This is a genomic window from Mulberry dwarf phytoplasma, from assembly GCF_056504655.1.
Genome location: NZ_CM151418.1, coordinates 318,642 through 338,903 on the forward strand (window position 1 = coordinate 318,642; position 20,262 = coordinate 338,903).

A 20,262-nucleotide genomic window follows, 5' to 3' on the forward strand; every position below is an offset into this window, starting at 1 on the left:
TTTTGGAAAATATTTTTTAAAAATGAGTTTTTATTAATTAAATTAATGAAATTGTTCACTTCCTTTTCTATTCTTTTTCTTTTATTTTTTCAATTTAATATTTTTTTCTAACATTTTGCTTAAAAAACCAGTCATACTAATAATTATTAAATAAAAACAAGATATCATTACAAAAGGCAAGATTGGATTTAAGGTAGAGCCCATATTGCTTTGTGCTTGCCAAGAAAGTTCGGCAACTCCTATAATGGCAAAAAAAGAACTATCCTTAATGTTTGTGATTAATTGTTGCAAAATAAAAGGAACTGACCTTTTTAAAGTTTGAGGAAAGACAATAGAGAGAAAAACTTGCTTTTGGTTCATCCCCAAAGAATGAGCAGCTTCAATTTGTCCTTTATCTAAGAATTTAATATTTTGCATTAAAATCATTGTAATACTTGCTAAAGAATTAAGTATTAAAACAAAAATTCCTGCGTGTAAAGGATTAAAATTTCCTTTAAAAAGAAAAGTAATACTGTAATAAATAAGCATTGCTTGGGCAGCTACAGGAATGCCCTTTAAGACAAAAAACAAAGCATTTATGGAAGTATTTAATATTTTTATTATAGCAACTATCAAGAAATTATTTTTGTGATAATCTAATTTTATATTTTTAATTAAAGTGCATATAATAGCTAATAAAAAGCCAACAATAAGACTGTCAATAGCTAAAATTAAAGTAGTTTTGAGTCCTTTTAGATAAGATGGAATGGTTTTTTGGGCTTGGATAAAAATCTTTTTTGTTGGTAGTTCAATTGTTTCTTTGTTTTCATTAAAGACTTCATCTAGTCGTTTTTTTACTTTTTTTTCTATTTCTTCTATTTTATTTTTATCTTCTGAACTAACTTCTTCTTTACTAGTTTCTTTTAATTCATGATTTTTTTTCTTTAAGTCTATGATGTCTTGGAATTCGCCTTTTTCATCTTTTTTAACTAAATCCAATTTTACCAACGCTGCATTTATCTTTTCTTGTAAATTTGGTATTCTTCTATCTTCATCATTTTTTTTAGGAAAAAATATTCCTAAACCTTGGGGACAAGTAGAATGTTCTAAGTTATCAGAATGCACATCAAAATATGTCAAATCTTGATTTATTTCATAAGCCCATCTAGCTAAACAATTATCTGTTATAAACATATCTGATTTTCCTTGTAAAATATCAGTAAAACATGCAGATGAACTTGTTAATTCGTTATTTTTGATGACATATTCTTTTTCTTTATTAGTATCTGATTTGATTTTTTCAATTACTGGGATTGCAACAGTATTTAGAAATGTTATAAATTTAATGGGTTTTTCTTTTCCTAAATCTTTTAATTTTTGGCAAAATTCATTATAATTTATTTTTATTTCTTTGTTATTGTTTGGCTCTTGTTGTTTTCTTAAATTATCCAATAAATCATCAAATCTTTTGTTTCTTACTACTATGCTGGTTCCAGTTTGCATATAGGCTTTAGAAACATCGTATTTTTCTTTTCTTTTGTCTGTAATACTCAAAGACGCAACTGCGATGTCAATTGTTTCTTGTTCTAAGGCATTAAGAAGTCCTGCAAAATCAAAGACATGAAATTCTAATTCTAAATCTAGTTTATCAGCTATATTATTGATTAAATCAATATCAAAACCCGCTATATATTCACCGTTTACAGCTTTTTTGGCCTTCTTTCCCTCATTTTGTTCTAAAACTTTAAAAACATTAGGAGCAGAATTGTTGTTAACTCCTACTTTTAAAATGGTTTTCTTTTTGGAATTATTTTTTATATGGAAATATCCAAATATTGATAAATTCAGCCATATTAAAAATAAAAAACTAATTAATAATGCAGTAATTTTTAACATTTGGTTTTTATTGGTATTTTGGAAAATGTTTTTAAAAAAATGTTTTTTATCAATGAAAATAATCACTTCCTTCTTTTAATTATTGGGTGGTTGTTTGGGTTTTCTTTTTTTAGTTTTTTAGTTTTGGATTTGTGGATTTGATTTTCCAAGCCAAAATAAAAAAAGTCTTTGCAGACTTTTCTTTGGGATTTAATTGTTTTATGAAAAATAAGGTATTTTTTAAAAATTACTACATATTTTCTAAAAAAGGAACCCCTAAAATTGTTAAACTTTCTTTAAGAGTGATAAAAACTGCTTGGATTAATAAAAGATTAGTGTTTGTAGTGGTTTTATCATCTGTTAAAATCTTTTCTTGTGAATATAAAAAGTTAACATTTTGAGTTATTTTTAACATATATTTTGCCAAAATACTTGGCATATTGTCTTTTTGGGCTTTTTGCAAAATTAAAGGAAACTGGTCTAATAATTTTACTAAAATAAAATAATGGTCTTTTTGATAAATGGTTTTGTCAATTAAGTTTGTGTCTAGTTTTTCTTTGTTTAAAAGGGAATTTAGACGTGCTGCTGTGTATTGAAGATAAGGTCCTGTTTGTCCTTTAAATTGTAAAATAGTTTCTAAATTAAAATCAATATCTAGATGTCTATCGTTTTTAAGGTCGTTAAAAATGATGGCTCCTACAGCGATTTTGCGTGCAGTTTGTTTAAGATTTGATAAATGAGGATTTTTTTCTTCAATGATTTTTTGGGCTAAAATAGTAGCTTGATTAATTACTTCAATTAAGGTAGTAAATTTGTGATGTCTAGTAGAAATTTTTTTGCCATCCATCAAAACTAAACCAAAATTAATGTGTTTTATTTTAGTGTCACAGTATCCCATTTTTTCAATTATTTGGGCTAATTGTTTAAAGTAAAGTTTTTGTTCGTTGCCTACAACATATAAAACATTTTGACAATTAAAAGTGTTACAACGATATTTAAAAGTAGTTAGATCTCTTGTTAAATACAAGGTGCTGCCATTAGTTTTTTTCACTAAACCAGGAGGTAAATTATCAAGTTCTATAAGCAAAACTTGGTCTTCTTCTTTTAAAAGTTTTTTTTGTTCTAATTCTTCAAAAAGAGGAGCGATTTTGTCATTATAAAAAGATTCTCCCAAGAAAAAATCAAATGAAATCCCCAAAATATCATAAATTTTGCAAAATTCTTGTAAAGACACTTCGCGGAACCATTTCCACAAATCGAGATATTTTTGGTTTTGTTGTTCTAATTGTAAAAAAGCAAAATTGGCTTGTTCGTTTAATTCAGGATTGGTTTTGGCTTGTTGATGAAAAAAAACATATAATTTTTGTAGTTCGTTAATTGGGTCTTTTAGGATTTTTTCTTTGTTGCCCCATTTTTGATAAGCTACAATCATTTTACCAAATTGGGTTCCCCAGTCTCCTAAGTGATTGATTCCTACTACCTCAAAACCTAATTTTTGATAAATATTTTTGAGAGCGTTTCCAATAACAGTAGAACGCAGATGACCAACAGAAAAGTTTTTAGCAATATTAGGAGAAGAATAATCAATAACTATGGTTTGATTTTGATTGGGAAAATTGCCATAATTAGCTTGTAATTCGTTGATTTTGAGTAATATTTCGTAAGCTAATGAAGCTCTTTTAATTTTGATATTTAAAAAACCGTTTAAAAACATTAATTCTTGGATTTCGTTTATTGTGACAAGGTTTTTTTTGATATTTTCAAAAATAATATGAGGGTTAGTTTTGGTTTTTTTGGCATAAGCAAACAAAGGTAAAGAAAAATCAAATTTGTCATTTTCCAGTTGTTCTTGTAAAATTAATTCTTCTAATAAAACTTTTTGGATTGCATTTTGGATTTTGCTTTTGGTGGTTTGTAAATTCATGATTGCAGTTCCTTTCTTTTTGGATTGTAAAATAAAAAATGATTCCTGAATGATGACAATAAATGATAAAATAATGAAATTATTAAAAACTTTTTACCTAAAATTTGTCTCGTTAATTTTTTGATAAACATTTTTGATAAACATTTTTGATATTTTAAGATATATAAACATATTTTATAAAACTATTATAGCATTTTTTATAATTTTTGTTTGAAAAAAGTTAAGATACTTATTTTGGTATTTGTAAATTAGAAAGAAAAATATTAAGAATTGCAAAAAAATTTTTGTTGTTGGGTTTGGTTTGGGTTAATTTTAGTAATAAAATGTTTTTAAATGCATTTATGCATTTTTTTATTCATAAAATTTTATTAAATAATATTAAAAAATAGCCTAAATGTTAAAAAGTACTCTTTTTATATTTTGGTATTCCTAATTAAAATTAAAAAAACAACCCTTTAATTTGCAAAAGAGTTGTTAAATAATAAATTATTTTTTTAATTAGAAAGTAAATATTTTATCTAGTTTGGTAAGGTTAGTTAATATTTCTTAAAAAATCAACTTTTAAACCAAATTTTAATATTAAAATTAATAAAATAATACCAATAATTATTTTGATGATACTACGTAAAAAGAAAAAAAATAATCCGATGATAAAAGCAATAATTATCATTTGATAATTGGGATTTAATGTGTTCCAAAAAGAAAATATATTGCTTATAATTTGTTTTTTATCGATGATTTTAAAACCTTACTAATAATTGTATTTTTCGATGTTCAACATTATTAAAATTCTATATTAAAAGTCTAAAATAGTTTTAGAAAATATTTTAATAAACAATAAACACCAATATTAATTATAAGTGATTTTGGATTTTTTCAAACTTGTTTTAATGATTAGTTTGTTTTTTAAAATAATTTTTTTAATTCGGGGTTAAAAGCTTTGGCTTTAATCATTTCAATTTCGCGTTTATAAGGTGCTTTGTCATTGATATAGGGAGTTTCTAAAATTTTAGGGATACAAGCAAAAGCACGATGATAGATAATTTTGATTAAAGTTTCAAAACCGATTTTGCCAAAACCGATGTTTTCATGGCGGTCTTTGTGACTATTACATTCGTTTTTAGAGTCGTTAATATGAATTACAGAGATATTTTGAAATCCTAAAATGGAATCTATCTTTTGGATAATTTCTTCTAAGTTTTCTTTTAAATCATAGCCAGCATCAAAAAGATGACAAGTATCAAGACAAAAAGAAACTCTTGTGTTGTTTTTAACTTGGGTTCTTATTTGTTGCAATTCTTCTAGGTTTTTACCAATTTCAGTTCCCTTGCCTGCCATAGTTTCTAAGGCAACTTGGGTTTTTAAATGTTTAGTTTTTGCAAAAATTAAATCAAGGCTTTGAGCAATTAAACCAATTCCTTCTTGGGGGTTTGTTTTGAGATAGTTTCCTGGATGTAAAACCATTTTATTAATTTTCATTGCTGCAAAACGTTCTAATTCTTGGGATAAAAAATCAATTGTAAAAGCCCTTTTAGTCTCGTCGGGATTAGCAAGATTGATAATATAAGGAGCGTGCCCTACCAAATTATTTAAAGATAAATTGTTGTTTTGGACAATTTCTAAGGCTTCTTTAATTTTTAATTCTTCGGTTTTGGTTCTTATCGTATTTTGTGGAGCACCGCTATAAACCATCAAAGCATTAGCACCATAAGAAATGGCAGTTTGGATGGCTCCTTGAAAATTATGTGGTTTTTTCATAGCAACATGGCTTCCCAAAAATAACATGATAAAAGCTCCTTTATTGGTTTTTTTTGGTTATTATTTATAAATTAGTTTAGTTTTTTCTTGATAATTAGTTTTGTAATTCGTTAATTTATTTTTTTGATGGCTTTTGTGATTTGTATTTGGCTTTTGGTTTGAATTTTGTTTGCAAAAAAGTACTTTTGCTTTTGGGGGGATTGGTTTTCTTTTTGGTTCTTTTTCTTATAATTGGGTTTTACTTGTTTGCTTTTAGTTTTTTTGTTGTTGTTTGTTTCTTGGACTGTGTTTTGAGTTTTATTTGGTGTTTCCAAAGTAGAATCTTTATTATTTTCTTTTTTAGGAAGTTTGGATTCTTTGGTAAATTTGTTTTGTTTGAAAAATTGTTTTTGGCTAGATTGGCTAGATTGGTTGTAATTGTTTTTTTGGTTAGTTTGATTGTTTTGATTTTTTTGAATGTTTTTGGTATTTTTATTGTTTTTATTTGGCTTATCAGTTTTGGTAGTTGTAATAGTTTTGTAATTTTGAGTTCTTATAAAACCATCTTTATTTAAAGAGGCTTGATGAAAAGTAATTCCTAATTGAATTAATTTATTAATTTTGTCTTTTTGTTTAATGTCTTGGGAGTCGTACAAAACAATGATTTCACCTTTTTTGCCCATTCTTGATGTTCTACCACTTCTGTGGAAAAAAAATTCAAGGTGTGAAGGTAAGTTGTAGTGAATAACACAAGAAGCATCAAAATCAATTCCTCTAGCTGCAAGATCTGATGCAATTACGTACTGATATTTTAATTTATGGATAGCTTTAAGGCTTTGTTTTCTTTGTTTAACTGATAAAGCAGAGTTGTAATTAAGCAATTTGAGACTGTCATTTTGTAAAGTTTGAAATATTAATTCTTGTTCTTTTTTTTCATTGACAAATACTAGTGCTAAATAAGGATTAAGGACTTTGGTAAGATGAATTAAGGTCTGCATTCTGCTTGTAGTTGTTTCTAATAAATAAAAAGTACGATTAAGATTACTTTGTTTATAAACATCAATAAAAGTAGATTTACCAAAATAACGATTAATAAAAGGTTTTAATTGTTCGGTAATGGTAGCTGAAAATAATAAAATTTTGGCTTTAAGATGATTAATTAAAGGGTCTAGGGAAGTTAAAAATACCTCATCAAACATCATATCAGCTTCATCAAGGACCAAATAAGATACATATTTTAAGTTAATTTTTTTGAGTTTAAACGCGTATTCTAATAACTTATCGGGAGTTGCAATAATTAATGGAGGTTGTTTTTTTTCAAAAGTAGCAATTGCTTTTTGTTTATCCATTCCTCCGTAAAGAATTTTGGTAAAATTAGTTTTTTCAATTTGTTTAAACATTTCCCATACTTGAAATACTAAATCATTGGTAGGGACTAAAATAATTGCTTGAGTAAATGGTTTTTGGAAATCAATTTTACTTAATATCGGTAAAAGATAAGCATGGGTTTTGCCTGTTCCTGTAGGAGCAATTCCTACTAGATTACCTGGTTTTTCAAATTGTGAAAAGACTTCTTTTTGGATGGGAGTTAAAGTTTGGAATTGAAGTTGTAATATTTTTTTTTGAATATAGTTTTGCAAGTTAAAAACCTCCTTAAATCATATATATTATACCAGTATTTTTGTAATTTGGAAGTATTTTAGTAATAAATTAATTTTGTTGCAATAAATTGTTGAAAAAAACTTATTTCCAGTTAAAATATAAGTAAGTCTTTGACTTGATTATAAATTATAATGACATATATTAAGGAAAGAAAATAGGGTAATGAAAACAAATAAAAATAATAAGAATAATGATAATAAGAAAAAGAAAAAACAAAACAATAATGATTTAAAACAAAGTAAGAAATATAATAATAAAACTAAATTAACCAAAGATAATAAAAATGTTAAATCAAATAAAAAAGGTTTTAACTTTAGTTTTTCTAATTTATTAGCTTGGGGTGTTGTTGTTTGTTTGTGTTCAATTCCTTTATATTATATATCTGCTACTGTTTGGGAACAAATAAAGAAATAATTAAAATTTAATCTAAGATATAAAAAAAACTATTTTCTTAATGAAAATAGTTTTTATCTTTATATATGGATTGTTTAGTTAATCAATTGTTATTTAGTATTTTTGTATAATTCTTCTTTTCCTTTGGGAGATAATTCTTTGTATATTACATTATAAAGATTTTGTTGTTCTTTTAAGGCATAATCTAATTTTATCTTGTCTCTTTTAATTTCAGTTTTTAGATTATTTTTTGCCTTAATTGCTTTTTGTTTTGCAGCTAACTCGGCTTCGATTTTAGTTTGTAATTCCTTTTCTGGTGTTATTACCCTCATTTGTTGCTGATATAAATTAAAATTTTTAATATGTTTATCATATTCCTTTTGATGTTGTTCTATTTTGGGGTCTTTTTCTTTAGTAGCAATTTTTCTTTGTAATTCTTCAATTTTTCTTTGATAATCTTCAATCTCTTTTTTTTATTTCTTTTAATTCATTAATTTTGTTGCGGTCCAAGCTTGTTTAGTTATTTTCTGATTCATTTTTTCCTTTATCAATGAATGATTTATCTTTATCTATGTTGTTAATTAAGTCGTTATTGTGTTTAATTCCATCATCTATTTTAATCATTTCTGGTAATTGTTGGTTTTGAAAAGTTGCATCTTTAATGCGTTCTAAGGCTTGAGGTGTTCCAAAACTTTGGACAACTTTTTACTTTTTAAAAAATCTTTAAGACTAACTATTAAGTTAGTCTTTTTTTCTTTTCAAGACTAAAAAAATAATTTCTTATCTTTTCTAAAAATATTTTTAGAAAGGAATAAAATGTTAAGACAAAAATTATTTAAAGATTTTTTAAAAAGTAAAAACAATTTAACAATTCGCGATCAATTAATCGAAATGCATGGGCGCGAATAAACGCACCATTATAGCAATCTAGCCAATTGCCACGGACTTGATTATTCCGTGAGGTCATGCGGTCGGTCAGCCAAACGAAAGAATGGCGGATTACAGCAGACCGTAAAAGCGGAGTGAGGTGAAATAACTAGCCAAGATGCTTTCGCAAGACTAAGATAGTCATGGAAAAGGTGCAAATCCCTAATCGTGGAAATTATCGTAATCCGATAACTTCAGGGCAAGTTAGTGAAACCCCTGAAAGGAAGGAAAGATATGAAGAAAAAATGCATGTCTTCATATATAATCACATGTCGCTGTAAATAGCACCCTTCATGATATCGTTGACGGAAACAAAGTGTTCTAGTCTAGCCACAAGCTTTAACAACGAAAGCGAACCTAAAACTATCAGGCATAATGATGTCGGAAATTCGAGATTCCTAAAAACCATCCCAAACAGGGGAAATTAAAATGCCTCTGGGTTCAAGGAAAAAGAGACTTTTAGTAGTCGGAGGAATTAAAACTTGGTTTGGAATAACCAAGATAATTGCCCTCACACGGAGCCTAAGAAAGCTAGGTACAAGGCGAAGAAGTTAGATTCACAGGATTATTCAATTCGGGAGAAAGGAGGTTGATGCAAATGCAACCAACTGAGGCAGATAAAGCTTCTAAGCTTTCAAACTTACTGAATAATCAATCAACTAAATAGCGATATTTAGAAGACCCTAGAAATAGGCTGTGAATGGGAAAGCCGTATGCCTGGAAACTTGCTTGTACGGTTTGGAGCGGGGCTGCACGTAAATAACCAAAACGCGTGCAATCTATCGCTATTTACCATTAGTAAAAAAAATAGTTAAACAATTTAAATATTTCCCTAAAGCACTTCAAAGAGAAGATTTATACCAAGAAGGAATTTTAGGTCTAATCAAAGCTTTAAATAATTACCAAGATTTAGGATGTGATTTTATTGTCTATGCTACCCCAACAATTAAAGGTAAAATCACAGAACTTATTAGAGGTCTACAAGCTACTTCTACTTCCAGAGAAGTTTTTCGGAAAGAAAAACAAGTAAGTAATATTCCTTTTGAAGAAACACAACCTCAAACTATTAATATCAACAATCTAACCCCTCATCAAATTTGGTTAACCCAAGTTAATCACGAATTGTTTATTGAAAAAATCAAATCCAATTTAAATAAACAAGAATTCGAGATTATTAGATTAAGTTTTGGGATTCCTTTAAAAATCCAAAACCAATACCCTCAAATTGAGTATTCCAACAAAGACATAGGTAAAATGTTGAATTTATCTGCAACACAAGTAAAATTTATCAAAAACAAAGCAATTAATAAATTAAAAAAAATAATAAAAAGGAAATAAATAATATGAATTATCAAAAAAATGGAACTACTTATTATAATGTTGATGGTAAAAAAATTTGTGGTATTCACGAACATGCCCCTGATACATGGAATTTTATTAAAACAACCTGGTTTCATAAAGATGGCAAAACAATTGACTTCATCAACGAGTACGATCCCCAAACAGAGAATATAATCAAGTATACCTCATACAACTCTGACGGTACAAAAATAATCATCGAGTCCGATCCCCAAACAGGGAATAAAATCAAGGGTACCTTATACAATTATGACGGTACTATTAAAGAAGTAAAAACTTTTTAATCAATATAGAAACTAAACCCCTTTTTTAAGGGGTATTTTTTATACCCAAATTAAAAAAAGGAGTTAGAAAGATGATTGAAGCAGAACGTGCTTTGTTGGGGGTTTTACTTTTAAACCCCGAAACAATTTCTTTAGTTTTTAATGAAATTACAGAAACTGACTTTTACAGTCCTCATCATAAAAATATTTTTAAAGCCATGAAAATATTACATCAAAATAATAAAGAAATTGATTATTCTTCAGTAAGTGCTATTTTAGAAAATGAAAAATTATTAAAACAAATAGGAGGAATTAATTATTTAAATGAATTATCTGATTTGATGCCTTCTCCTCGGCACTTAGAAACATACATTGATTTAATTAAAGAAACATCTTTAAAAAGAGAAATTGGCGGTATTATTGCTAAATTATCCCAAATTGCAAGAAGCAAAATAGCTCCACAAGAGATTTTAGAATTAATAGAAACAAATACTGCAAAATTAAGAAAAAAACTCACTCCCAAGTTTAAAGATTTAAAAAGTTGTGTTTCTAAAGTAATCAAAGACATTTTGGAAAACCACAATAAAAATAATTTAGTTGGAGTTAAAACAGGATTTAATAATATAGATGATTTAATTGGAGGTTTTAAACCAGGACAATTAAATATTTTAGCCGCAAGAACAGGAATGGAAAAAACTGCTTTTATGTTAAATTTGGCTGTCAATATTGCTAAAGTTTTTCAAAATATTCCTAAAAAACATAATATTTTGATTTTTAGTTTAGAAATGACATCTGAAGAATTAATTAAACGTTTAATTAGTTGTGAATCTCAGATTAGTATCAAAAAAATGGAACAACAACAATTAACTCGTGAAGAAAAGTTACAATTATTGCAAACAGAAGAAAAATTAACTGAATTGAATATTTTAATTGATGATGACAGAAATACCAAAATAGAAGAAGTTAAAAGAACATGCCGTCAATTAAAATTTCACCAAGGACTTGATATAGTTTTCATTGATTATCTACACCTTTTAAGAGGCGATCAATTTCTTAATTTAAATCAAGCAATTGGGATTATTACTCGCGAATTGAAAAAGTTAGCAATGGAACTACAAATTCCTATTATTGCTTTAAGCCAAATGAACCGCGCAACTTTAATGAGAGAATCTGGGCGCGAATAAACGCACCATTATAGCAATCTAGCCAATTGCCACGGACTTGATTATTCCGCTAAGTCATACGGTCGGTCAGCCAAACGAAAGAATGGCGGATTACAGCAGACCGTAAAAGCGAAGTGAGGTGAAATAACTAGCCAAGATGCTTTCGCAAGACTAAGATAGTCATGGAAAAGGTGCAAATCCCTAATCGTGGAAATTATCGTAATCTCATAACGTCAGGGCAAGTTATTGAAATCCCTGAAATGAAGGAAGATATGAAGATATTAGATTTGTCTTCATATATAATCACATGTCGCTTTAAATAGCACCCTTCATGATATCGTTGACGGAAACAAAGTGTTCTAGTCTAGCCACAAGCTTTAACAACGAAAGCGAACCTAAAACTATCAGGCATAATGATGTCGGAAATTTGAGAATCCTAAAAACCACCCCAAACAGGGGAAATTAAAATGCCTCTGGGTTCAAGGAAAAAGAGACTTTTAGTAGTCGGAGGAATTAAAACTTGGTTTGGAATAACCAAGATAATTGCCCTCACACGGAGCCTAGGAAAGCTAGGTACAAGGCGAAGAAGTTAGATTCACAGGATTATTCAATTCGGGAGAAAGGAGGTTGATGCAAATGCAACCAACTGAGGCAGATAAAGCTTCTAAGCTTTCAAACTTACTGAATAATCAATCAACTAAATAGTGATATTTAGAAGACCCTAGAAATAGGCTGTGAATGGGAAAGCCGTATGCCTGGAAACTTGCTTGTACGGTTTGGAGCGGGGCTGCACGTAAATAACCAAAACGCGTGTAATCTATCGCTATAAAATCCCTAATCTTTCAGATTGGGCGCAAATACACGATATAATGGAGTAATTTAGTCAATTACCAGGATGGAAATGAAGTCCTGAGGTCATATAAAGCCAGCAATGGTGTCGGTTGGTTAGACGAAAGAATAACCAATTACAGCAGACATAAAAGCGGAATGAGCCGAATTAACTAGGCAAGAAGTTTACGCAAGACCAGGATAATCATGGATAAGGTTGAAATACCCTAATTGGAAAAGAAATGTCGTAATAAGATAACCTACCACGAAAGTTAATGACACGGGGAGATGTGAAACCTTAAAAGTAAATAAATCTGTTGCTTTTAATTCATTTTTTCATAGCTGTTAAATCAGTAATTCACATGACATTCCTGGCTATTAATATGCCAGTATAACCAAACCTAAAATTATCAGACCCATTATAGACGGAAATTTGAGAATCCTAAAAACCAGTCTCAAAACTAAAATAGGTTTAGACCTATGGTTCAAGGATAAAGAAGCTATTTAGTAGTTGATAGAGTAAAACTAAATTTGGAATAATTTAGTAAATCGCCTATCCAAGTCGAGAGTTAACGACTCTTAAAGAGCGAAAGTAGCTAGTAATTATAGAGAACAAATCACGAAATCAGTAGTAATACTGACTAGTTCGCGAAAGCGATATAATTATGGCAAGCCGTATGCTTGGAAACTTGCTCGTACGGTTTAGATGGGGACCAGTTTGTAATAAGGTTGAGAAAAGCAAATCCTAAACCAAAACGCATCTGATTTATCCATATTAAGAGATTCAGGTTCAATTGAACAAGATGCCGATATGGTAATTTTTTTGCATCGCGAAAGTTATTATGAAAAAAATCAATTTACAAACGTTGTAGAAGACTTTACCCAATTTATTGTTGCTAAAAATAGGGCAGGTAAATTAGGCCAATGCAATTTTAATTTTGATAAAGAAATCCAAAGAATCGAGGAAAATTAATGTTAATTTCAGAAAAAATTTTATCCCACATTAAACCTGATAATTACTTTCAATATCCCTTTAATCAATATATGAAATTAAATCATCAAAGTTTGAATCATTATTTTCAAATTACCAAATCAACTTCCCAAAAGCAAAAAGTACTGCGTGGTAAAATTAACGAATATCTAATTTTAATTTATTTTCGACATCGTGGAATCACCAAACAATATCCCCAAACATATTTATTTTTTATTCCTGATATCAAATTTGATTTAGTATTGTTTACCCAAAACAAACGAATTGTTGCTTTTAATTTTAAAACTTGCCTCCGTGAACGTTACAAACAAGCTATCATCGAAGCTCAACAACTAAAAAAACTCGATACGCGTTTTGAATATTACTTATTAACAAATGATGCTATCGAATCCCAAAGACTCAACAATAAAATTAAAAACGGCAAAGTCCAAGGAATTGATAAAGTAATTGATTGTTTTTCTCAAAAAGCTAATATCTTTGTAAATACCTTATTCCAAAGACAATTTATTTTTTTTAAAGATATTAATTTAATCAAAAATACGAAAGGAAATAATTAAAATGTGGAATAAATTAATAGTTTTTGAAGGGCTAGATGGAAGCGGCAAAACTACTTTGATTAATAAATTAAAAAAAACTTTAATTAATAAAGGACAAAAAGTAAAAGTTTACCAAGGTTTAGGAAGTAGTTCTATTGGAAACGAAATAAGAAATTTGTTTTTATACCAAAAAAAACAAGTACAAAAACTAAATATTTTCTTAGTTTTTCCAACATGATCCAAACCCAAGATGAATTAATAATACCTAATCTACTTAGTGGCCATCTTGTTATAGTTGACCGTTGGTATGATTCTACTTTAGCTTATCAAAGCAATAGTAATTTCATAGATTATGATGATGAAATAACATCAAAAATTATTAATCAATATTTACTCAAACCTCATTTAACTTTCTATCTAGATATTGACCCCCAAATTGGCTTACACCGAAAACAATCAATCCCCCATCATAAATTAGACTTAATCGAACAAAAACCACTAATTTATTTTGAAAATGTGCGTCAAAATTATTTAAATCAACATAAATACTGTAATGATGTAAATTGTAAACACCAAAATTGCAAGTATTTTTTAATTAATGCAACCAACTCACAAAAAGATAATTTAGCCCAAATAATTAAAACTTTAATTAATAAAAAAATATTATAAAAAAGGAGACAACAAAACAATGACTAAGAAAGAATTAATCAAAGAAGTTGCAAAGCAACTAAAAACTTCAGTTGTGGAAACTGAAGAATTTTACAATTCATTTGAAAATACCTTAATTGAATCAATCACATCCAACGAAGAGGTAGTTTTATCACCTCAACTTGGTAAATTCATCTTAAAATCAAGAAAAGCCCGCTTAGGAAGAAACCCCCAAACAGGGAAGCAAATCAAAATCCCTGCAAAAACTGTGGTAACTTTCAAACTGTCAAAAAATCTCAAAGATAAAGTCAAAACCCTTAAATTAGAATAAAAAGGAGATAAAAACATGAGTGATGGAATGACAGAAGCATACCGTGGGACTTATTTCAAAGACTGTAGCAAACCAATAACCAAGAAAAAAATCAACAAATACCACCAACCCAAAGGCAAATGGCTTAATTTAATTGCCCCAATATTTTAAAAACAAAAAAATTAGCTGAAAACAAACGAATAAAGGTAAGTGAAGGCGGTGAATGATGTTTATTATAACAATTTTTACAACAATTAGCAATTTTATTCTAAATTATACCAAAGGATTTAGCACTACCGAAATACTTGAACGAAGAATGGATGGAATCCAAACAACGCTTTTCACTATTCTTATTGTTTCTGGTTTCAAACCTATTTTTAAATTAATTACAAATATTATTGTTTTTATTAAAGATTTAGTTGTAACTTTCTTTTTAACTTAAAAATACAAAACAAATTAAAAAATTTAACAAAATATTTAGAGCAAAAATTATTACAAAAAATAGATAAAATCAATGCAAATCAAGAAAAACTCCAATCCCAAATAGAAGCACAAAGAGTTAAAGTTGCGAAATGGAAAGAACAAAAAGCAAGAAAAAATTCAAATAAAAACCAATCTAATTCAATTATAAACAAGGAGGATGAAAATGAATGATCTAAATTTCGCAATCGGTTTTATAGTTGGCGCTCTATTTACAACTGCTTTAATGTTTATCATTAAAAAAATATTTTTTAATTTTGTACCATTGCCAGAAATCAATCAAAAAAATGAAACACAAAAAGAAAGTAAACCCAAAAAATCATTTTCAATTATCCCAATTCCAAATAACGAATCAAAAGAAAAAAACAATTTAGAAAGTAACAAAGAAATAAATAATTAATACAAAGGAGAAAAAACATGATCAAAAAAATAATACAAACCAAAAAAACAAATAAAAAACTGAGGTGTTCCAAAACTTTGGACAACTTTTTACTTTCTAAAAATTCTTTAAGACTAACTATTAAGTTAGTCTTTTTTTCTTTTCAAGACTAAAAAAATAATTTCTTATCTTTTCTAAAAATATTTTTAGGAAGGAATAAAATGTTAAGACAAAAATTATTTAAAGATTTTTTAAAAAATAAAAAGAATTTAGCAATTCGCGATCAATTAATCGAAATGCATTTACCATTAGTAAAAAAAATAGTTAAACAATTTAAATATTTCCCTAAAGCACTTCAAAGAGAGGATTTATACCAAGAAGGAATTTTAGGTTTAATCAAAGCTTTAAATAATTACCAAGATTTAGGATGTGATTTTATTGTCTATGCTACCCCAACAATTAAAGGTGAAATCATAGAACTTATTAGAGGTCTACAAACCACTTCTATTTCCAGAGAAGTTTTTCGGAAAGAAAAACAAGTAAGTAATATTCCTTTTGAAGAAAAACAAACCCAATCTTTCAAAGCCAACAATCTAACCCCTCATCAAATTTGGTTAACCCAAGTTAATCATGAATTGTTTATTGAAAAAATCAAATCTAATTTAAATAAACAAGAATTCGAAATTATTAGATTAAGTTTTGGGATTCCTTTAAAAATCCAAAACCAATACCCTCAAATTGAGTATTCCAACAAAGACATAGGTAAAATGTTGAATTTATCTGCAACACAAGTAAAATTTATCAAAACCAAAGCAATTGCTAAATCAAAAAAATATATAAAAAGGAAATAAATAATATGAATTATCAAAAAAATACAACTACTTACTACAAACTCGATGGCAAAACAATTTGTGGTATTCATGAACATGACCCTGATACATGGAATTTTATTAAAACAACCTGGTTTAATAAAGATGGCAAAACAATTGATTGTATTACTGAATATGATCCCATAACAGAAGAACCAATCAAAGAAACCTTATACAATTCTGACGGAACTGTTAAAGAAGAAAAAACTTTTTAATCAATATAGAAACTAAACCCCTTTTTTAAGGGGTATTTTTTATACCCAAATTAAAAAAAGGAGTTAGAAAGATGATTGAAGCAGAACGTGCTTTGTTGGGGGTTGTCCTTTTAAACCCCGAAATAATTTCTTCAGTTTTTAATGAAATTACAGAAACTGACTTTTACAGTCCTCATCATAAATATATTTTTAAAGCCATGAAAATATTACATCAAAATAATAAAGAAATTGATTATGCTTCTATAAGTGCTATTTTAGAAAATGAAAAATTATTAAAACAAATAGGAGGAATTAATTATTTAAATGAATTATCTGATTTGATGCCTTCTCCTCGACACTTAGAAACATACATTGATTTAATTAAAGAAACATCTTTAAAAAAAGAAATTGGCGGTATTATTGCTAAATTATCCCAAATTGCAAGAAGTAAAATAGCTCCCCAAGAGATTTTAGAATTAATAGAAACAAATACTGCAAAATTAAGAAAAAAACTCACCCCCAAGTTTAAAGATTTAAAAAGTTGTGTTTCTAAAGTAATCAAAGACATTTTGAAAAACCACAATAAAAATAAATTAGTTGGAGTTAAAACAGGATTTAATAATATAGATGATTTAATTGGAGGCTTTAAACCAGGACAATTAAATATTTTAGCCGCAAGAACAGGAATGGGAAAAACTGCCTTTATGTTAAATTTGGCTGTCAATATTGCTAAAGTTTTTCAAAATATCCCCAAAAAACATAATATTTTGATTTTTAGTTTAGAAATGACATCTGAAGAATTAATTAAACGTTTAATTAGTTGTGAATCTCAGATTAGTATCAAAAAAATGGAACAACAACAATTAACTCGTGAAGAAAAGTTACAATTATTGCAAACAGAAGAAAAATTAACTGAATTGAATATTTTAATTGATGATGACAGAAATACCAAAATAGAAGAAGTTAAAAGAACATGCCGTCAATTAAAATTTCACCAAGGACTTGATATAGTTTTCATTGATTATCTACACCTTTTAAGAGGCGATCAATTTCTTAATTTAAATCAAGCAATTGGGATTATTACTCGCGAATTGAAAAAGTTAGCAATGGAACTACAAATTCCTATTATTGCTTTAAGCCAAATGAACCGCGCAACTTTAATGAGAGAATCTGGGCGCGAATAAACGCACCATTATAGCAATCTAGCCAATTGCCACGGACTTGATTATTCCGTGAGGTCATGCGGTCGGTCAGCCAAACGAAAGAATGGCGGATTACAGCAGACCGTAAAAGCGAAGTGAGGTGAAATAACTAGCCAAGATGCTTTCGCAAGACTAAGATAGTCATGGAAAAGGTGCAAAACCCTAATCGTGGAAATTATCGTAATCTCATAACGTCAGGGCAAGTTAGTGAAACCCCTGAAATGAAGGAAGATATGAAGATATTAGATTTGTCTTCATATATAATCACATGTCGCTTTAAATAGCACCCTTCATGATATCGTTGACGGAAACAAAGTGTTCTAGTCTAGCCACAAGCTTTAACAACGAAAGCGAACCTAAAACTATCGGGCATAATGATGTCGGAAATTCGAGATTCCTAAAAACCATCCCAAACAGGGGAAATTAAAATGCCTCTGGGTTCAAGGAAAAAGAGACTTTTAGTAGTCGGAGGAATTAAAACTTGGTTTGGAATAACCAAGATAATTGCCCTCACACGGAGCCTAGGAAAGCTAGGTACAAGGCGAAGAAGTTAGATTCACAGGATTATTCAATTCGGGAGAAAGGAGGTTGATGCAAATGCAACCAACTGAAGCAGATAAAGCTTCTAAGCTTTCAAACTTACTGAATAATCAATCAACTAAATAGTGATATTTAGAAGACCCTAGAAATAGGCTGTGAATGGGAAAGCCGTATGCTTGGAAACTTGCTCGTACGGTTTGGAGCGGGGCTGCACGTAAATAACCAACACGCGTGTAATCTATCGCTATAAAATCCCTAATCTTTCAGATTTAAGAGATTCAGGTTCAATTGAACAAGATGCCGATATGGTAATGTTTTTGCATCGCGAAAGTTATTATGAAAAAAATCAATTTACAAACGTTGTAGAAGATTTTACCCAATTTATTGTTGCTAAAAATAGGGCAGGTAAATTAGGCCAATGCAATTTTAATTTTGATAAAGAAATCCAAAGAATCGAGGAAAATTAATGTTAATTTCAAAAAATATTTTATCCCACATTAAACCTGATAATTACTTTAAATATCCTTTTAATCAATATATGAAATTAAATCATCAAAGTTTGAATCATTATTTTCAAATTACCAAATCAACTTCCCAAAAGCAAAAAGTACTGCGTGGTAAAATTAACGAATATCTAATTTTAATTTATTTTCGACATCGTGGAATCACCAAACAATATCCCCAAACATATTTATTTTTTATTCCTGATATCAAATTTGATTTAGTATTGTTTACCCAAAACAAACGAATTGTTGCTTTTAATTTTAAAACTTGCCTCCGTGAACGTTACAAACAAGCTATCATCGAAGCTCAACAACTAAAAAAACTCGATACGCGTTTTGAATATTACTTATTAACAAATGATGCTATCGAATCCCAAAGGCTCAACAATAAAATTAAAAACGGCAAAGTCCAAGGAATTGATAAAGTAATTGATTGTTTTTCTCAAAAAGCTAATATCTTTGTAAATACCTTATTCCAAAGACAATTTATTTCTTTTAAAGATATTAATTTAATCAAAAATACGAAAGGAAATAATTAAAATGTGGAATAAATTAATAGTTTTTGAAGGGCTAGATGGAAGCGGCAAAACTACTTTGATTAATAAATTAAAAAAATCTTTAATTAATAAAGGACAAAAAGTAAAAGTTTACCAAGGTTTAGGAAGTAGTTCTATTGGAAACGAAATAAGAAATTTGTTTTTATACAAAAAAAACAAGTACAAAAACTAAATATTTTCTTAGTTTTTCCAACATGATCCAAACCCAAGATGAATTAATAATACCTAATCTACTTAGTGGCCATCTTGTTATAGTTGACCGTTGGTATGATTCTACTTTAGCTTATCAAAGCAATAGTAATTCCATAGATTATGATGATGAAATAACATCAAAAATTATTAATCAATATTTACTCAAACCTCATTTAACTTTCTATCTAGATATTGACCCCCAAATTGGCTTACACCGAAAACAATCAATCCCCCATCATAAATTAGACTTAATCGAACAAAAACCACTAATTTATTTTGAAAATGTGCGTCAAAATTATTTAAATCAACATAAATATTGTAATGATGCAAATTGTAAACACCAAAATTGCAAGTTTTTTTTAATTAATGCAACCAACTCACAAAAAGATAATTTAGCCCAAATAATTAAAACTTTAATTAATAAAAAAATATTATAAAAAAGGAGACAACAAAACAATGACTAAGAAAGAATTAATCAAAGAAGTTGCAAAGCAACTAAAAACTTCAGTTGCAAAAACCGAAGAATTTTACAATTCATTTGAAAATACCTTAATTAAATCAATCACATCCAACGAAGAGGTAGTTTTATCACCTCAACTTGGTAAATTCATCTTAAAATCAAGAAAAGCCCGTTTAGGAAGAAACCCCCAAACAGGTAAAAAACTCAAAATCCCTGCCTCAACCGCAGTTAGTTTTAAAGTGTCAAAAACACTTAAAGATGAAGTTAAAAAACTCAAATTAAAATAAAATA

At 28.4% G+C, this 20,262-nt stretch carries 19 protein-coding genes and 6 pseudogenes; 20 read left to right on the top strand and 5 right to left on the bottom strand.

Features of this window, described 5'->3' with window-relative positions; genetic code table 11:
- Window positions 1–81: 81 nt before the first annotated feature.
- From JAHGCCOI_RS01570 to JAHGCCOI_RS01585, 4 genes are all read right to left on the bottom strand, one after another.
- Window positions 82–1,875, bottom strand: a complete 1,794-nt coding sequence (locus tag JAHGCCOI_RS01570; RefSeq protein WP_479492220.1) for a transporter substrate-binding domain-containing protein — start codon at window positions 1,873–1,875, stop codon at window positions 82–84.
- Between the two features lie 229 nt (window positions 1,876–2,104).
- Window positions 2,105–3,778 carry an arginine--tRNA ligase gene (gene argS / locus JAHGCCOI_RS01575; protein ID WP_227807005.1) on the bottom strand — a complete coding sequence of 558 codons (1,674 nt, stop codon included), beginning with the start codon at window positions 3,776–3,778 and terminating at the stop codon, window positions 2,105–2,107.
- 906 nt (window positions 3,779–4,684) lie between these two features.
- Window positions 4,685–5,563, bottom strand: coding sequence for a deoxyribonuclease IV (locus JAHGCCOI_RS01580; RefSeq protein WP_227807004.1), 879 nt, complete (start codon window positions 5,561–5,563; stop codon window positions 4,685–4,687).
- 83 nt (window positions 5,564–5,646) lie between these two features.
- Window positions 5,647–7,155: a DEAD/DEAH box helicase gene (locus tag JAHGCCOI_RS01585; protein WP_479492221.1), complete on the bottom strand. Its 1,509-nt coding sequence runs from the start codon at window positions 7,153–7,155 to the stop codon at window positions 5,647–5,649.
- Window positions 7,156–7,339: 184 nt separating this feature from the next.
- On the opposite strand from JAHGCCOI_RS01585, the gene JAHGCCOI_RS01590 reads away from it, so the two are divergent.
- Entirely contained in the window at window positions 7,340–7,591 is a 252-nt protein-coding gene (locus JAHGCCOI_RS01590) for a hypothetical protein (RefSeq protein ID WP_042068320.1), read from the top strand.
- Between the two features lie 89 nt (window positions 7,592–7,680).
- On the opposite strand, the gene JAHGCCOI_RS01595 is transcribed toward JAHGCCOI_RS01590, so the two are convergent.
- On the bottom strand, window positions 7,681–7,902 hold the full coding sequence (locus tag JAHGCCOI_RS01595) for a hypothetical protein (RefSeq protein ID WP_227807001.1): 222 nt from the start codon (window positions 7,900–7,902) through the stop codon (window positions 7,681–7,683).
- 484 nt (window positions 7,903–8,386) lie between these two features.
- Here JAHGCCOI_RS01595 and JAHGCCOI_RS01600 point away from each other — a divergent pair.
- The 19 genes and pseudogenes from JAHGCCOI_RS01600 to JAHGCCOI_RS01690 form a co-directional block, all read left to right on the top strand.
- Window positions 8,387–8,467 (top strand): annotated as a pseudogene (locus tag JAHGCCOI_RS01600) (sigma-70 family RNA polymerase sigma factor); the annotation flags it as partial.
- 789 nt (window positions 8,468–9,256) lie between these two features.
- Window positions 9,257–9,835: a sigma-70 family RNA polymerase sigma factor gene (locus JAHGCCOI_RS01605; protein WP_479492253.1), complete on the top strand. Its 579-nt coding sequence runs from the start codon at window positions 9,257–9,259 to the stop codon at window positions 9,833–9,835.
- Between the two features lie 5 nt (window positions 9,836–9,840).
- Window positions 9,841–10,140 (top strand): DUF2963 domain-containing protein, encoded by a 300-nt coding sequence (locus JAHGCCOI_RS01610; protein WP_479492222.1) that lies wholly within the window; start codon window positions 9,841–9,843, stop codon window positions 10,138–10,140.
- Window positions 10,141–10,211: 71 nt separating this feature from the next.
- A complete protein-coding gene (locus JAHGCCOI_RS01615; protein ID WP_479492223.1) occupies window positions 10,212–11,303 on the top strand; it encodes a replicative DNA helicase in 1,092 nt (363 codons plus the stop codon).
- 1,573 nt (window positions 11,304–12,876) lie between these two features.
- Window positions 12,877–13,083: pseudogene (locus JAHGCCOI_RS01620) on the top strand (DnaB-like helicase C-terminal domain-containing protein); the annotation flags it as partial.
- Window positions 13,083–13,658 (top strand): hypothetical protein, encoded by a 576-nt coding sequence (locus JAHGCCOI_RS01625; RefSeq protein ID WP_479492032.1) that lies wholly within the window; start codon window positions 13,083–13,085, stop codon window positions 13,656–13,658. The pseudogene JAHGCCOI_RS01620 and the gene JAHGCCOI_RS01625, both read left to right, overlap by 1 nt.
- A 1-nt stretch (window position 13,659) precedes the next feature.
- Window positions 13,660–14,306, top strand: a pseudogene (tmk, locus tag JAHGCCOI_RS01630) (dTMP kinase).
- Between the two features lie 19 nt (window positions 14,307–14,325).
- Window positions 14,326–14,616, top strand: a complete 291-nt coding sequence (locus tag JAHGCCOI_RS01635) for an HU family DNA-binding protein (protein WP_479492224.1) — start codon at window positions 14,326–14,328, stop codon at window positions 14,614–14,616.
- A gap of 15 nt (window positions 14,617–14,631) precedes the next feature.
- A complete protein-coding gene (locus JAHGCCOI_RS01640) occupies window positions 14,632–14,766 on the top strand; it encodes a hypothetical protein (protein WP_479492225.1) in 135 nt (44 codons plus the stop codon).
- Between the two features lie 55 nt (window positions 14,767–14,821).
- Window positions 14,822–15,249, top strand: a pseudogene (locus JAHGCCOI_RS01645) (hypothetical protein).
- Window positions 15,242–15,475, top strand: coding sequence for a hypothetical protein (locus tag JAHGCCOI_RS01650; RefSeq protein ID WP_479492254.1), 234 nt, complete (start codon window positions 15,242–15,244; stop codon window positions 15,473–15,475). Before JAHGCCOI_RS01645 ends, JAHGCCOI_RS01650 begins: the two are co-directional and overlap by 8 nt.
- Window positions 15,476–15,492: 17 nt before the next feature.
- Window positions 15,493–15,627: a hypothetical protein gene (locus JAHGCCOI_RS01655; protein ID WP_479492226.1), complete on the top strand. Its 135-nt coding sequence runs from the start codon at window positions 15,493–15,495 to the stop codon at window positions 15,625–15,627.
- Between the two features lie 48 nt (window positions 15,628–15,675).
- Complete coding sequence (locus tag JAHGCCOI_RS01660) at window positions 15,676–16,305, top strand: sigma-70 family RNA polymerase sigma factor (RefSeq protein ID WP_479492193.1); 630 nt, start codon at window positions 15,676–15,678, stop codon at window positions 16,303–16,305.
- 5 nt (window positions 16,306–16,310) lie between these two features.
- A complete protein-coding gene (locus tag JAHGCCOI_RS01665) occupies window positions 16,311–16,538 on the top strand; it encodes a DUF2963 domain-containing protein (RefSeq protein WP_479492192.1) in 228 nt (75 codons plus the stop codon).
- 71 nt (window positions 16,539–16,609) lie between these two features.
- Entirely contained in the window at window positions 16,610–17,701 is a 1,092-nt protein-coding gene (locus JAHGCCOI_RS01670) for a replicative DNA helicase (protein WP_479492227.1), read from the top strand.
- An 806-nt stretch (window positions 17,702–18,507) separates the two neighbouring features.
- A pseudogene (locus JAHGCCOI_RS01675) lies at window positions 18,508–18,726 on the top strand (DnaB-like helicase C-terminal domain-containing protein); the annotation flags it as partial.
- Window positions 18,726–19,301 carry a hypothetical protein gene (locus JAHGCCOI_RS01680; protein WP_479492228.1) on the top strand — a complete coding sequence of 192 codons (576 nt, stop codon included), beginning with the start codon at window positions 18,726–18,728 and terminating at the stop codon, window positions 19,299–19,301. The pseudogene JAHGCCOI_RS01675 and the gene JAHGCCOI_RS01680, both read left to right, overlap by 1 nt.
- Window position 19,302: 1 nt before the next feature.
- A pseudogene (tmk, locus tag JAHGCCOI_RS01685) lies at window positions 19,303–19,948 on the top strand (dTMP kinase).
- Between the two features lie 19 nt (window positions 19,949–19,967).
- Window positions 19,968–20,258, top strand: a complete 291-nt coding sequence (locus JAHGCCOI_RS01690; RefSeq protein ID WP_479491965.1) for an HU family DNA-binding protein — start codon at window positions 19,968–19,970, stop codon at window positions 20,256–20,258.
- Window positions 20,259–20,262 lie beyond the last annotated feature (4 nt).

Coding starts and splice junctions, on each gene's coding strand:
- JAHGCCOI_RS01615 (WP_479492223.1), top strand. CDS start 10,212: ATGATTGAAGCAGAACGTGCTTTGTTGGGGGTTTTACTTTTAAACCCC.
- JAHGCCOI_RS01635 (WP_479492224.1), top strand. CDS start 14,326: ATGACTAAGAAAGAATTAATCAAAGAAGTTGCAAAGCAACTAAAAACT.
- JAHGCCOI_RS01650 (WP_479492254.1), top strand. CDS start 15,242: ATGAATGATCTAAATTTCGCAATCGGTTTTATAGTTGGCGCTCTATTT.
- JAHGCCOI_RS01595 (WP_227807001.1), bottom strand. CDS start 7,902: ATGAGGGTAATAACACCAGAAAAGGAATTACAAACTAAAATCGAAGCC.
- JAHGCCOI_RS01625 (WP_479492032.1), top strand. CDS start 13,083: ATGTTAATTTCAGAAAAAATTTTATCCCACATTAAACCTGATAATTAC.
- JAHGCCOI_RS01580 (WP_227807004.1), bottom strand. CDS start 5,563: ATGTTATTTTTGGGAAGCCATGTTGCTATGAAAAAACCACATAATTTT.
- JAHGCCOI_RS01655 (WP_479492226.1), top strand. CDS start 15,493: ATGATCAAAAAAATAATACAAACCAAAAAAACAAATAAAAAACTGAGG.
- JAHGCCOI_RS01570 (WP_479492220.1), bottom strand. CDS start 1,875: ATGTTAAAAATTACTGCATTATTAATTAGTTTTTTATTTTTAATATGG.
- JAHGCCOI_RS01665 (WP_479492192.1), top strand. CDS start 16,311: ATGAATTATCAAAAAAATACAACTACTTACTACAAACTCGATGGCAAA.
- JAHGCCOI_RS01640 (WP_479492225.1), top strand. CDS start 14,632: ATGAGTGATGGAATGACAGAAGCATACCGTGGGACTTATTTCAAAGAC.
- JAHGCCOI_RS01590 (WP_042068320.1), top strand. CDS start 7,340: ATGAAAACAAATAAAAATAATAAGAATAATGATAATAAGAAAAAGAAA.
- JAHGCCOI_RS01680 (WP_479492228.1), top strand. CDS start 18,726: ATGTTAATTTCAAAAAATATTTTATCCCACATTAAACCTGATAATTAC.
- JAHGCCOI_RS01610 (WP_479492222.1), top strand. CDS start 9,841: ATGAATTATCAAAAAAATGGAACTACTTATTATAATGTTGATGGTAAA.
- JAHGCCOI_RS01660 (WP_479492193.1), top strand. CDS start 15,676: ATGTTAAGACAAAAATTATTTAAAGATTTTTTAAAAAATAAAAAGAAT.
- JAHGCCOI_RS01670 (WP_479492227.1), top strand. CDS start 16,610: ATGATTGAAGCAGAACGTGCTTTGTTGGGGGTTGTCCTTTTAAACCCC.
- JAHGCCOI_RS01690 (WP_479491965.1), top strand. CDS start 19,968: ATGACTAAGAAAGAATTAATCAAAGAAGTTGCAAAGCAACTAAAAACT.
- argS (WP_227807005.1), bottom strand. CDS start 3,778: ATGAATTTACAAACCACCAAAAGCAAAATCCAAAATGCAATCCAAAAA.